This window comes from Herbaspirillum sp. SJZ099 (assembly GCF_007828355.1).
Classification (GTDB): Bacteria; Pseudomonadota; Gammaproteobacteria; order Burkholderiales; family Burkholderiaceae_D; genus Herbaspirillum.
Genome location: NZ_VIUO01000006.1, coordinates 262605 through 274348, shown reverse-complemented (window position 1 = coordinate 274348; position 11744 = coordinate 262605). Strand labels below are relative to the sequence as shown.

Here is an 11744-nt window from a genome sequence, read left to right as displayed (position 1 = left end):
CACCGCAGGCTACGCTGCCGGCAACAACCCCAGCACCACTGCGGCTTGCCGCTTAGACTAACTTTAAGTCTGGACCAGTTGTTTCAGGCCGGTCAACCTTAATTCCCAAGGTTCTGGAAATGAAGGTTTACCGAGAATCGCAAACTCAAATCATCCGGCTAGCCGGGGAATTTGAAATAAAGCCAATGTACAAAGTTATGCATCCAAAATGCGACCCATAACTGCCTTTTCTTAAGGCAGTCAGGAGCGCGACTGCGCAACCTTGAGAGCGATCCATTCGGCCACTTCTTCTTCGATGAATGCCACCCGACGAGCACCAATCATCACCGGCTTAGGGAAAGTGCCATCCTTGATGGCGGCATAAATTCCCGAACGGCTCATGGATGTTTTGGCGATCACGGCGGCAATCGAAAGCAGTATTGATGCTTTCATAATCACCTTCCGTTGTTACTGCTACTGTTATTGCCATCACTACTGCTACTGCCGCCGTCATGCGACGACAGAAATGAAGTATCCGCACATGGAAGGCTCTTGCCAACCAAACCCGCTTATAACCGCATAAAACCGCTTGTAGCGACTGGACAAGCGGCCAAAACCGTAAAATCACGTTTCCTGTATGAGATATTTACGGTTTGTACTAATTTCGGCTATATCCGCCCTAGCATCCATGCGCACCATTTATTCAATTGATGAAGCAACGGAGTTGACGCAACTAAGCGAACCCGAATTGATCGCCCTGGGTTGTTCAGGTGTTCTTCGTTTTTTGATTGATGTGCCGGGAGACGTTCAAATCGGCAATGTAGGATGGGGCGATACCGAAGAAGCGGTTGATCCAGTGAGGCGTAAGCTGAATCCTAAGGCGTTTCACCTGACGCCAGCTCCGGTACCGAAGCTTGACCTGCTGGCCCTGAGCAAAGAGGATTGTCAGAAATTGCAGGCAAGAAAAACACTCCGCCAAGCCGTATTCTTCCGGGCAGCAGTTTTTGGCCCCGAATCCGAGTTAGAGATCATCCGTCCATCCAGACTGGAAGATGATTCCTACCGGCTTGGAAAACTTCATTTCCCCCTGCGTGTCTTTGCCGCGTATGATCGGAGCACCCCTTTCCAAGGGCAAGGTAATGCCGTTGTGCCGACGAAGGAATTGAAGATTACTATCTTGGATTTATACATAGCTGCCGTAGAGCTTCAACCATACTTGACTAATCAAAAGCAGGAAACAAGCCCTCAGCCTTTGCCTTCCCCCAAGCCTACGAAGAAGGGAAAAGGAATCACTGAACTTACCAGACTTATTAAGCGAACGGTTTATGATCCAGCTACGGCAGATGAAAAGAAAGATACAGATGTGCTTTGGAGCAAACTAGTTTCTCTTGCGAAGCAAGCATCGCCTGACAGTCTTTTGAGGGGATTTGATGAAGAGACTGAGCATGTCCTTTACAAAACTTCTGGCGGAAAAGGAAGATTAACCCGAACCCAATTTAATGATCGAGTGGATAGAATAAGACTACCTTCCTAATTAGTAAGTCCAAGAACATCCAATCATGTTGCAAACACCTGACAGCATGATCACTTTGAGATTTGTCGGTATTTTTGACGGCATTTTCTAATTTAAATTCAAAAAATCCCCGTTGTTATTGGGTTTTCGTGGTGTTTGCGATTCCGGTCTCAGCACCAATGCGGCACTGTTCCGCAACCCGGTCAGCGGGATTCCAGACTTCCATTTCCTCCTTTGTCAGCCGGCGCCATCGAGCGCGGAGGCGCGAGCCGTTTCCGATCCGCTTCCATCGGGCCTCGCATCCGGCAAGCCGCGGCGAGAGAGTAAAATGGAGCCTTCATTGATCATGAGGGCCGCGACGATGACAGAAGCAGTAGTGAAGACGGTGCAGTGCATTTCTCCCGGCGGGCTGCACACGATGGCCTACAAGGAATGGGGCGATCCCCGCAACCCCAACGTGCTGGTGTGCGTGCATGGCGTCACGCGCGTGTCGGACGACTTCGACCGCATGGCGCGCGAGCTGTGCGACACCTACCGGGTCGTCTGTCCCGACGTGGTGGGACGCGGCCGTTCCGGGCGCTTGCGCGATCCGCAGTATTACACGGTGCCGCAATATATCAGCGACATGGTGACCTTGCTGGCGCGCCTGGATGCGGAGATTGTCGACTGGTTCGGCACTTCCATGGGCGGCCTGATCGGCATGGGCCTGGCGTCGTTGCCGGACAATCCCATCCGCCGCCTGGTGCTCAATGACATCGGCCCCTCCATCAACGGTTCCGCGCTGGCGCGCATCGGCGAGTACATCGGCCAGGATGTGCGTTTCGACAGCTTCGGCGAAGCCGCGCAATACATCCGCACCATCTCGGCCAGCTTCGGCGCGCACAGCGAGGAGGAATGGCACAAGCTGGCCAGCGACGTGCTGCGCCAGAACGACGACGGCAAGTGGATTCGCCACTACGACCTGTCGCTGGCGGTGCCGTTCAAGCTGACCACGCCCGAAGCCGCCACCGTGGCCGAGCAGATGCTGTGGGCCGCATACGATGCCATCCGCTGCCCAACCTTGCTGGTGCGCGGCGCGCATTCCGACCTGTTGCTGCCTGATGTGGCGCAAGCCATGACGCAGCGCGGGCCAAGGGCCCGTCTGGTCGAATTGCCTGATGTGGGCCATGCGCCCACCTTCATGCATGCGGACCAGATCGAGATCGCCAAACAGTTCCTGCTGGGTTGAGTTCTCCGCTTTTCCCGGCACGATTCATCTTTACCTGTAACAGCAATAACGCATAAAGGAAGTCACATGTCTGTACAACGCCTGCATGTCGGAAAGCGCCTTTCCGAAGTCGCCATCCATAACGGCACCGTGTATCTGGCCGGCCAGATCGCCGAAGACACGGCCCAGAATATCGAAGGGCAGACCCGCGAGGTGCTGGGCCACATCGACCGCCTGCTGGCCGAAGCCGGCAGCGACAAGAGCAAGATCCTGTCGTGCCAGATTTACCTGGCCGACGTGAAGGATTTCGCCGGCATGAACGCGGTGTGGGACGAGTGGGTCGCGCAAGGCAATGCGCCCCCGCGCGCCACGGTTGAAGCCAAGCTGGCCCGTCCCGAACTGCTGGTGGAAATCATCATCGTCGCGGCCCAGAAGTAAGCAGCCATGGTTTCAGTGGCAACCATACCGGGCGAAGGCCTGGCAGCGATCACCGCCGGTCTGGGGGCCGACGATGCCGCGCGCGTGGCACAGGCGCTGGCCGAGGTCGAGCCCCTGTATGCGGACAAGCAGATCCTGTCGGGCCAGAACGCGCTGCAGTTCGTGTTCTCGGTGGCGTCGGTGCTGACCGCCTTGAATGCGGACGCGCAGACGCGCATAGCCGGGCTGCTGTTCGAAGCGCAGATGCTGCATCCCGGGCTGGAAGAAAAGTGGGAAGAGCGCTTCGGCAAGGAAACTGCCGACCTGGTCGGCAGCGTGCGCCAGCTGATGCGTTTCCATAGCCTGACCTTCCAGCCGCCGCAGCAGGAAGTCCTGCGCGGGAAGAATGCCGCGCAGCAGGCCGCCGCCCAGGTCGAAACGCTGCGCAAGATGCTGCTGGCGATGGCTTCCGACATGCGTGCCGTACTGGTGCGCCTGGCTTCCCGCGTGGCGACCTTGCGCTATTTTGCCGAGACCAAGCAGGAAAACGAGAGCAGCCGCCAATACGCGCGCCAAACCTTTGATCTCTATGCGCCGCTGGCTAACCGGCTTGGCATCTGGCAGCTCAAGTGGGAGCTGGAAGACTTGTCTTTCCGCTTCCTGGAGCCGGCCACCTACAAGCGCATCGCCAAGATGCTGGAAGAGAAGCGGCTAGAGCGCGAACAGTTCGTGGCCAGCGCGATCGCCCGTTTGCGCTCGGAGCTCGCATCGCAGGATATCAAGGCCGAAGTCAGCGGCCGGCCCAAGCACATTTACAGCATCTGGAACAAGATGCGCGGCAAGGCGATCGACTTTTCGGAGCTCTATGATGTGCGCGCGTTCCGAGTGATCGTCGACGACGTCAAGACTTGCTATACGGTGCTGGGCATCGTGCACGATATCTGGACGCCGATTCCCGAGGAGTTCGACGACTATATTTCCCGTCCCAAGCAAAACGGCTACCAGTCCCTGCACACGGTCGTGGTGGCCGAGGACGGCCGGGCGCTGGAAGTGCAGATCCGTACCCATGAGATGCACCATTTTGCGGAATACGGCGTGGCGGCGCACTGGCGTTACAAGGAAAGCGGCGGTTCAAATTTCTCCGCGCAAAAGTACGACGAGAAAATCGCGTGGCTGCGCCAGCTGCTGGCCTGGAAATCCGAGGTCACCGACGCCGTGGTGGACCAGGATGAGGTACGCCGCGACTGGGTGGAAAAACTCAAGGCGACCACGCTGGACGAACGCATCTATGTGTTGACGCCGCAGGCGCGGGTGATCGAGCTGCCCAACGGCGCCACGCCGATCGATTTCGCCTACCACTTGCACAGCGATGTCGGCCACCGTTGCCGCGGCGCGCGGGTGGATGGCGTGATGGTGCCGCTGAACACGCCGTTGAAGAACGGCCAGACGGTGGAGATCATTACCGTCAAGAGCGGCCCGGGCGTCGGGCCGTCGCGCGACTGGTTGAGTCCGGGTTATGCGGCGAGCTCGCGCACCCGTTCCAAGGTGCGCGCCTGGTTCAATGCGATCGAGCAGCAAGAGACCTTGTCGGTGGGCCGCGGCCTGCTGGAAAAGACCTTGCAGCGCGAGGGCAAGACCGCGGTCAACCTGGAAGAACTGGCCCAGAAACTGGGCTTCGCCAAGGTGGATGACTTGTGCCTGTCGCTGGGCAAGGATGAGTTCAGCCTGCGCCACGTCGAGCAGGCGCTGCACGACGCCGAAGCCAAGAAGCCGGAGATCGACGACGAGGCCGCGATTACCCGCAAGAGCCGCGCATCGAGCATCGTGCAAGGCGCCAAGTCCGGCGTGCTGGTGGTCGGCACGGATGGTTTGCTGACCCAGCTGGCGCGCTGCTGCAAGCCGGCGCCGCCGGATCCGATCGCCGGCTTCGTCACGCGCGGCAAGGGCGTGTCGATCCATCGCGCGAGCTGCAAGAACTTCGCCGAGATGAGTTCCCATGCGCCTGAGCGCGTGATCCAGACGACCTGGGGCGCGCCGGCCAAGGATACGGTCTATCCGGTCGATATCTTTGTGCTGGCCAATGACCGGCAGGGCTTGCTGCGCGATATTTCGGATATCTTCCTGCGCGACAAAATCAATGTGATCGGCGTGAGCACGCAAAGCGCGCGCGGCCATGCGCGCATGGCCTTTACCGCCGAAATCGCTTCGACCGAACAACTGCAGAAGGCCTTGGCGGTGATTCGGGAGGTAAAGGGCGTCATTGAGGTGAAGCGGCAATAGATGTGTGCAGGGAAGTGGGCCGGAACTGCCCGCGCGCATGCATGCGCGTTGGCAGTTCCGTCGCCGTGGTGCGTAAGGCATGGCCGGATGAGAAAAATATTTCAGGTTTTTTCTTTTACCCCTTTGCAAATTTTAAAAAGCCACCTATAATCTCGCTTCTTCGTTAGGCGCGTAGCTCAGCTGGTTAGAGCACTACCTTGACATGGTAGGGGTCGTTGGTTCGAGTCCAATCGTGCCTACCAATTCTTCTGATGGTTCAGTCGAGTTGGGCAGCGAAGTCAAACTGAAATGGAAGCGCGTTCGCGGCTTCCATTTTTGTTTTCCGCCCTCCGTTTTTACTTTTCCCTGGTTTTTGATTCGGCGCGTATGTTTGCTTCGCGTGGGATACGTGCGGCCGGAGGGGCGCAAGGCCGGCTTGGGTATTGGCCCGGCGCATGAGATGTGCTGCCGGATGGCCCGCTTGCAGTTCATGCTGATGTAAATATTGGTGATTATTATTTTGCTGTATTGCGGAAACTTTTTAAAAATGTTTTAAACTTGAGGCTAAGTTTTTTCTTGCTCTTTCTCTTCAGGTTTTATCTTTATTACAGGCGTTCGATTACCTATGGCTGCAGATGATCAGTATTTCCTCGTGGTTGATGACTTTTCAACAATGCGGCGCATCGTTAGCGGATTGCTGAAAGAGTTGGAGTACAGCAAGATTGTCGAGGCCGATGACGGTTCTTCTGCCATGAAGGTGCTGGAGGCGGGCGCCTTGCCGGTGACTTTTGTGCTTACCGACTGGAACATGCCGGTAATGGACGGCTTGACGCTGCTCAAGAAGATCCGTTCGACGCCGTCGCTGAGCCATCTGCCGGTGCTGATGATTACAGCGGAGGCGAAGAAGGAGAATATCGTCGAGGCCGCGCAGTCGGGCGCCGATGGTTATATCGTCAAGCCTTTTAATGCGGCGACCTTGAAGGAAAAGATCGAAAAGATTCTGGCGCGGCGCGCCAATCTGGAAAAGACATAAGCGGAAAAGGTATTTCCCCTTGAATGAAAAACGGCATCCTGATGGATGCCGTTTTTCATGTGTGCGCCGGTTCGGTGTGTCGAAAGGGCGGCGTTAATCCTGTTTGAGCCCGAAATAGGGGAGGATGTCGCCGCGCGTCCACGATTTGATTTCGTCGCCGTTGAGCAGCACCCGGTATTCCTGGTGGCGCATGCCGTCGTCCAGTTCCACGGTGCGGCTTTGCAGCGTGTATTCAACGTTGTTGATGACGGTAGGGTGTTCGATGCAATTGCGTTCGTTTGCCATGATGCGATTCTCCATAATCCATCGAAATCCTAGCATGAGGATGGGGATAAATTGATGACACGTGGCTCGTTGGCGGCATATTTGCATTTGTAAGGCGAGTCAGGCGGCCGGTTTTTTGCGTGATCCTCCTGCCGGGAGGCGGCGTGATCGATAGTTTCGTCTGCATGTGACTGCGCGTACTTGGAAACAGTGTTGTTTTTCTGTTATCCATGTTGACCGCGGCAAAAGGAAGATCCGGTGGGGCGGATAAATTAATTTGCTATAATTTCGGCTTGCGCTGGCTGTCGTCCTGGAAAGTTGAAAAGGCGGCAATGCGGCATGGCGATGGATCCACAACATTCTGTAAGAGCGAGAAAGGCAAACCGGTTATGACACCGCGAACTACCACCGAGTTTTTTGCGCGACGCTAGTCGGGTTCTTTTTCGTTTTCTGAAAAAGCGCGGCTGGTCCGCGTTTTTTTTCGTCCGTCATTTCGACATCAATACCCTAATCAGGCAAGGCAGCGCGGCTGCCGACATGGAGTGCTAAATGGTTTCAGTTCGTCTTCCCGATGGTTCGCAACGCCAATTCGACGGCCCGGTGACAGTGGCGCAGGTCGCCGCCAATATCGGCGCCGGCCTGGCCAAGGCCGCGCTGGCCGGCCGTATCGACGGCAAGCTGGTCGATACCTCGTATCTGATCGACAAGGATTCCGACCTCGCCATCGTGACCGACAAGGATGCGGACGGCCTGGAAGTGATCCGCCACTCGACCGCCCACTTGCTGGCCTACGCGGTCAAGGAGTTGTTCCCCGACGCGCAGGTGACCATCGGCCCGGTGATCGACAACGGGTTCTACTACGACTTCTCGTACAAGCGTCCTTTCACGCCGGACGACCTGGCCGCCATCGAAAAGAAGATGGCCGAGCTGGCCAAGAAGGATGAGCCGGTGACCCGCAAGGTATTGCCGCGCGACGAAGCGGTGGCTTACTTCAAGTCGATCGGCGAGGACTACAAGGCGGAAATCATCGCGTCCATTCCGCAAAACGAGGATGTGTCGCTATACACCGAAGGCAGCTTCACCGACCTGTGCCGGGGCCCGCACGTGCCCTCTACCGGCAAGCTCAAGGTATTCAAGCTGATGAAGCTGGCCGGCGCTTACTGGCGCGGCGACTCCAACAACGAGATGCTGCAGCGTGTCTACGGCACCGCCTGGGCCAAGAAGGAAGACCAGGAAGCCTACCTGCACATGCTGGAAGAGGCCGAGAAGCGCGACCACCGCAAACTCGGTCGCGCCCTGGACCTGTTCCATTTCCAGGACGAGGCGCCGGGCCTGATCTTCTGGCACCCCAAGGGCTGGTCGATCTGGCAACAGGTCGAGCAATACATGCGCCGGGTCTACCAGGATAGCGGCTACCAGGAAGTGAAGGCGCCGCAGATCCTGGATCGCTCGCTGTGGGAAAAGACCGGTCACTGGGATAACTACCGTGAAAACATGTTCACCACCGAGTCCGAGAACCGCGCCTATGCGCTGAAGCCGATGAATTGCCCGGGCCATATCCAGATCTTCAACTCCGGCCTGCACAGCTACCGCGACTTGCCGCTGCGTTACGGCGAATTCGGCCAATGCCACCGCAACGAGCCTTCCGGCGCGCTGCACGGCATGATGCGCGTGCGCGGCTTTACCCAGGATGACGGCCACATCTTCTGTACCGAAGACCAGGTGCAGGAAGAGGTCGCGGCCTTCAACAAGGTGGTGCGCGAGGTGTATGACAACTTCGGCTTCAAGGAGGTGGCGGTCAAGCTGGCCCTGCGCCCGGAAAAGCGCATCGGCGCCGAAGAGGTCTGGGACAAGGCGGAAAACGCGCTGCGTGAAGCCATCCGTGCATCCGGTTCGGAGTGGGAAGAGCTGCCGGGCGAGGGGGCTTTCTATGGCCCCAAGATCGAATACCACCTGAAGGACTCGATCGGCCGTTCCTGGCAGTGCGGCACCATGCAGGTCGATTTCTCGATGCCGGCGCGCCTGGGCGCGGAATATGTCACGGAAGACAACGGCCGCAAGGTGCCGGTCATGCTGCACCGGGCGATCGTCGGTTCGCTGGAGCGTTTCATCGCGATCCTGATCGAAAACCACGCCGGCGCCATGCCGCTGTGGCTCGCTCCGGTGCAGGTTGTTGTCCTGAATATTTCCGACGCGCAAGCCGATTACGTGAAGAACGTTGCACAAACGCTGAAAAAACAAGGGTTTAGGGTAGAGACCGATTTGCGTAACGAAAAGATTACCTATAAAATACGGCAGCATTCTATTCAGAAGCCGCCCTATATTCTGGTTGTCGGCGATAAAGAACGGGATGCAAACACAGTGGCCGTGCGTGCGCGGGGCAATGTCGATCTGGGCGTAATGTCCATCGACACCTTGGTGGAGCGCCTCAAGACTGAGGTCGACACCAAAGCCTGAACGGGGAAGCGGAAGCTTCCCTCCCAGCGCAACCGCACGGCTTAATTTATTGGATTTGAAAAGGATACTGCAATAGCTACTGACAAGTCGCATCGCCTGAATCGCGAAATCACAGCGCCGGAAGTGCGCTTATCGGGCGTCAATAACGAGCCGCTGGGCATCGTCAGTTTGGCCGAAGCCTTGCGTTTGTCGGAAGAGGCTGAAGTGGATCTGGTGGAAATCGCGCCGACTGCGCAACCCCCGGTTTGCCGCCTGATGGATTACGGCAAGTTCAAGTACCAGGAGCAGAAGAAGGCCCACGAAGCCAAGCTCAAGCAGAAGGTCATCCAGGTCAAGGAAGTCAAGTTCCGTCCGGGTACCGATGATGGCGATTACAACATCAAGCTGCGCAACCTGACCAAGTTTCTGGAAGAAGGCGACAAGACCAAGATCACGTTGCGTTTCCGCGGCCGTGAGATGGCGCACCAGGAAATCGGCATGCGCATGCTGGAGCGCTTGAAGGCAGACCTGGAGCCCTACGGCCAGGTCGAGCAGTTCCCCAAGATGGAAGGCCGCCAGATGATCATGGTGCTGGCGCCCAAGAAAAAGAAGTAAGTCGAGGTTTGCCGTATCCGGATGGCGTCTGCCGATGCCATCCGCGCTGTGAAAGCAGCGCAGTGCAGGGCCGACAAAGGATTTGCCTGTTGCAGTCAAATGCGATGGGCAAAAGCAGCGGCGGGTGGAATACCCTCCGCTGTCAAATAAGTGAGAGCAGGCATCAAAGAGCAGCGAGCATTGCTGCCACCTGCAATCATCAAAAAATGGAGCTGTCCGCAAGGACAGAGTTGCTATGCCTAAGATGAAATCGAAGAGCAGCGCGAAGAAGCGTTTTCGCGTGCGCCCGGGCGGTACCGTCAAGCGCGGTCAAGCCTTCAAGCGTCACATCCTGACCAAGAAGACCACCAAGAACAAGCGTCAACTGCGCGGTACCGAGGGCGTCCATGAGACGAACCTGAATTCCGTTCGCGCAATGCTGCCGTTCGCTTAACCTCACACTCAATTAAGGAGCTACTATGCCTAGAGTCAAACGTGGGGTAACAGCGCGTGCCCGTCACAAGAAAGTCCTCGCCCTGGCCAAGGGTTACCGCGGTCGCCGCAAAAACGTCTACCGTATCGCCAAGCAAGCAGTCATGCGCGCTGGCCAATACGCGTACCGTGACCGCCGTAACAAGAAGCGCGTGTTCCGCGCCCTGTGGATCGCCCGTATCAACGCCGCTGCCCGTCAGCATGGCGTGACCTACAGCGTGTTCATGAACGGCCTGAAGAAAGCCTCGATCGAACTGGACCGCAAGGTTCTGGCCGACATGGCTGTCACCGACAAGGCAGCATTCGCCGCCATCGTCAACCAGGTGAAGGCCAACATCGCTGCCGCCTAAATCGTCAGCGTGTTTGCGGCCGCCGGCCGCTTCTACGTCAAGTACAGCAGCCGGCGCTGCAATCCTGCGGGGCAAAGGTGAAATACCGATGCCCCGTATGTTTTTGATCCGCCGCTTGGTGGATCTTCTTCTTTTCGACTTCGTCGTCGGATTTTCGATTGGAGCGAGACTTACCGCATGAATCCCCTAGACCAACTTGTGGCACAGGCGCAGAGCGATTTTGCCGCCGCGACCGACGCTGCCGCACTGGAAAACGCCAAGGCAAAATATCTGGGCAAGACCGGCCAGATCACCGAGCAGATGAAGGGGCTGGGCAAGCTGGCCCCTGAGGAACGCAAGGCGCAGGGGGCGATCATCAATGTCGCCAAGGAACAGATCGAAAACGCGCTGACCGCACGCCGTGACGAACTGTCCAACGCGCAGATGCAGGCGCGCCTGAATGCGGAAGCCATCGACGTCACGCTGCCGGGCCGCGGCCGCGGCGTGGGCGGGATCCACCCGGTGATGCGCTCGTGGCAGCGCGTCGAGGAAATCTTCCGCTCGATCGGCTTCGACGTGGCCGACGGTCCCGAGATCGAAACCGACTGGACCAATTTCACCGCACTGAACAGCCCGGAAAACCATCCCGCGCGTTCGATGCAGGATACCTTCTACATCGAAGGCAACGACACGCAGGGCAAGCCCTTGCTGCTGCGTACCCACACCAGCCCGATGCAAGTGCGCTACGCGCGCATGAACAAGCCGCCGATCAAGGTGATCGCGCCGGGCCGGACCTACCGCGTCGACAGCGATGCCACCCACTCGCCGATGTTCCACCAGGTCGAAGGCCTGTGGATCGCCGAGGACATCAGCTTCGCCGACCTGAAGGGCGTCTACCTCAACTTCGTCAAGGCCTTCTTTGAGACCGACGACCTGCAGGTGCGTTTCCGCCCGTCCTATTTCCCGTTCACCGAACCCTCGGCCGAAATCGACATCGCCTTCGGCAGCGGTCCGTTGAAGGGCCGCTGGCTGGAAGTCTCCGGCGCCGGCCAGGTACACCCGACCGTGGTGCGCAACATGGGCCTGGATCCCGAGCAATACATCGGTTTCGCGTTCGGCTCCGGCCTTGAGCGCCTGACCATGCTGCGCTATGGGATCAACGACCTGCGCCTGTTCTACGAAGGCGACCTGCGTTTCCTCAAGCAATTCAATTAAACCGAT

13 protein-coding genes and 1 tRNA gene are annotated in these 11744 nt (G+C 57.8%); 12 read left to right on the top strand and 2 right to left on the bottom strand.

Features of this window, described 5'->3' with window-relative positions:
• Positions 1 to 240: 240 nt before the first annotated feature.
• A complete protein-coding gene (locus FB597_RS15030; protein WP_144769949.1) occupies positions 241 to 432 on the bottom strand; it encodes an AlpA family transcriptional regulator in 192 nt (63 codons plus the stop codon).
• Positions 433 to 667: 235 nt separating this feature from the next.
• Between FB597_RS15030 and FB597_RS15025 the strand changes: the two genes are divergently transcribed.
• The 7 genes from FB597_RS15025 to FB597_RS14995 all read left to right on the top strand — a co-directional run bounded on the left by FB597_RS15025 (position 668) and on the right by FB597_RS14995 (position 6408).
• Entirely contained in the window at positions 668 to 1513 is an 846-nt protein-coding gene (locus FB597_RS15025) for a hypothetical protein (RefSeq protein WP_144769948.1), read from the top strand.
• 340 nt (positions 1514 to 1853) lie between these two features.
• Complete coding sequence (locus tag FB597_RS15020) at positions 1854 to 2720, top strand: alpha/beta fold hydrolase (RefSeq protein WP_141915858.1); 867 nt, start codon at positions 1854 to 1856, stop codon at positions 2718 to 2720.
• Positions 2721 to 2786: 66 nt separating this feature from the next.
• Entirely contained in the window at positions 2787 to 3137 is a 351-nt protein-coding gene (locus tag FB597_RS15015) for a RidA family protein (RefSeq protein WP_141915855.1), read from the top strand.
• Between the two features lie 6 nt (positions 3138 to 3143).
• A complete protein-coding gene (locus tag FB597_RS15010; RefSeq protein ID WP_141915853.1) occupies positions 3144 to 5396 on the top strand; it encodes a bifunctional (p)ppGpp synthetase/guanosine-3',5'-bis(diphosphate) 3'-pyrophosphohydrolase in 2253 nt (750 codons plus the stop codon).
• Positions 5397 to 5561: 165 nt separating this feature from the next.
• A tRNA-Val gene (locus FB597_RS15005) sits at positions 5562 to 5638 on the top strand.
• Positions 5629 to 5877, top strand: coding sequence for a hypothetical protein (locus FB597_RS15000; protein ID WP_144769947.1), 249 nt, complete (start codon positions 5629 to 5631; stop codon positions 5875 to 5877). The genes FB597_RS15005 and FB597_RS15000 overlap by 10 nt, the downstream gene beginning before the upstream one ends.
• A gap of 123 nt (positions 5878 to 6000) precedes the next feature.
• Positions 6001 to 6408 (top strand): response regulator, encoded by a 408-nt coding sequence (locus FB597_RS14995; RefSeq protein WP_141915847.1) that lies wholly within the window; start codon positions 6001 to 6003, stop codon positions 6406 to 6408.
• A 93-nt stretch (positions 6409 to 6501) separates the two neighbouring features.
• On the opposite strand, the gene FB597_RS14990 is transcribed toward FB597_RS14995, so the two are convergent.
• Positions 6502 to 6693, bottom strand: a complete 192-nt coding sequence (locus tag FB597_RS14990) for a hypothetical protein (protein WP_141915844.1) — start codon at positions 6691 to 6693, stop codon at positions 6502 to 6504.
• Between the two features lie 528 nt (positions 6694 to 7221).
• Here FB597_RS14990 and thrS point away from each other — a divergent pair.
• The 5 genes from thrS to pheS all read left to right on the top strand — a co-directional run bounded on the left by thrS (position 7222) and on the right by pheS (position 11738).
• On the top strand, positions 7222 to 9129 hold the full coding sequence (thrS, locus tag FB597_RS14985; protein ID WP_144769946.1) for a threonine--tRNA ligase: 1908 nt from the start codon (positions 7222 to 7224) through the stop codon (positions 9127 to 9129).
• A 72-nt stretch (positions 9130 to 9201) separates the two neighbouring features.
• Entirely contained in the window at positions 9202 to 9723 is a 522-nt protein-coding gene (gene infC / locus FB597_RS14980; protein ID WP_141915840.1) for a translation initiation factor IF-3, read from the top strand.
• A 235-nt stretch (positions 9724 to 9958) separates the two neighbouring features.
• Positions 9959 to 10156, top strand: a complete 198-nt coding sequence (rpmI, locus tag FB597_RS14975; protein ID WP_006712688.1) for a 50S ribosomal protein L35 — start codon at positions 9959 to 9961, stop codon at positions 10154 to 10156.
• Between the two features lie 25 nt (positions 10157 to 10181).
• Positions 10182 to 10544, top strand: a complete 363-nt coding sequence (rplT, locus tag FB597_RS14970; protein ID WP_141915837.1) for a 50S ribosomal protein L20 — start codon at positions 10182 to 10184, stop codon at positions 10542 to 10544.
• A 177-nt stretch (positions 10545 to 10721) separates the two neighbouring features.
• The gene (gene pheS, locus FB597_RS14965; RefSeq protein WP_141915835.1) at positions 10722 to 11738 is read left to right on the top strand and encodes a phenylalanine--tRNA ligase subunit alpha; all 1017 of its coding nucleotides are present in this window, start codon (positions 10722 to 10724) and stop codon (positions 11736 to 11738) included.
• Positions 11739 to 11744: the final 6 nt, after the last annotated feature.

What these genes read in the sequence shown, in the direction of transcription:
- FB597_RS15030 (WP_144769949.1), bottom strand. Translation starts at nt 432, where the DNA reads ATGAAAGCATCAATACTGCTTTCGATTGCCGCCGTGATCGCCAAAACA.
- FB597_RS15025 (WP_144769948.1), top strand. Translation starts at nt 668, where the DNA reads ATGCGCACCATTTATTCAATTGATGAAGCAACGGAGTTGACGCAACTA.
- FB597_RS15020 (WP_141915858.1), top strand. Translation starts at nt 1,854, where the DNA reads ATGACAGAAGCAGTAGTGAAGACGGTGCAGTGCATTTCTCCCGGCGGG.
- FB597_RS15015 (WP_141915855.1), top strand. Translation starts at nt 2,787, where the DNA reads ATGTCTGTACAACGCCTGCATGTCGGAAAGCGCCTTTCCGAAGTCGCC.
- FB597_RS15010 (WP_141915853.1), top strand. Translation starts at nt 3,144, where the DNA reads ATGGTTTCAGTGGCAACCATACCGGGCGAAGGCCTGGCAGCGATCACC.
- FB597_RS14995 (WP_141915847.1), top strand. Translation starts at nt 6,001, where the DNA reads ATGGCTGCAGATGATCAGTATTTCCTCGTGGTTGATGACTTTTCAACA.
- FB597_RS14990 (WP_141915844.1), bottom strand. Translation starts at nt 6,693, where the DNA reads ATGGCAAACGAACGCAATTGCATCGAACACCCTACCGTCATCAACAAC.
- thrS (WP_144769946.1), top strand. Translation starts at nt 7,222, where the DNA reads ATGGTTTCAGTTCGTCTTCCCGATGGTTCGCAACGCCAATTCGACGGC.
- rpmI (WP_006712688.1), top strand. Translation starts at nt 9,959, where the DNA reads ATGCCTAAGATGAAATCGAAGAGCAGCGCGAAGAAGCGTTTTCGCGTG.
- rplT (WP_141915837.1), top strand. Translation starts at nt 10,182, where the DNA reads ATGCCTAGAGTCAAACGTGGGGTAACAGCGCGTGCCCGTCACAAGAAA.
- pheS (WP_141915835.1), top strand. Translation starts at nt 10,722, where the DNA reads ATGAATCCCCTAGACCAACTTGTGGCACAGGCGCAGAGCGATTTTGCC.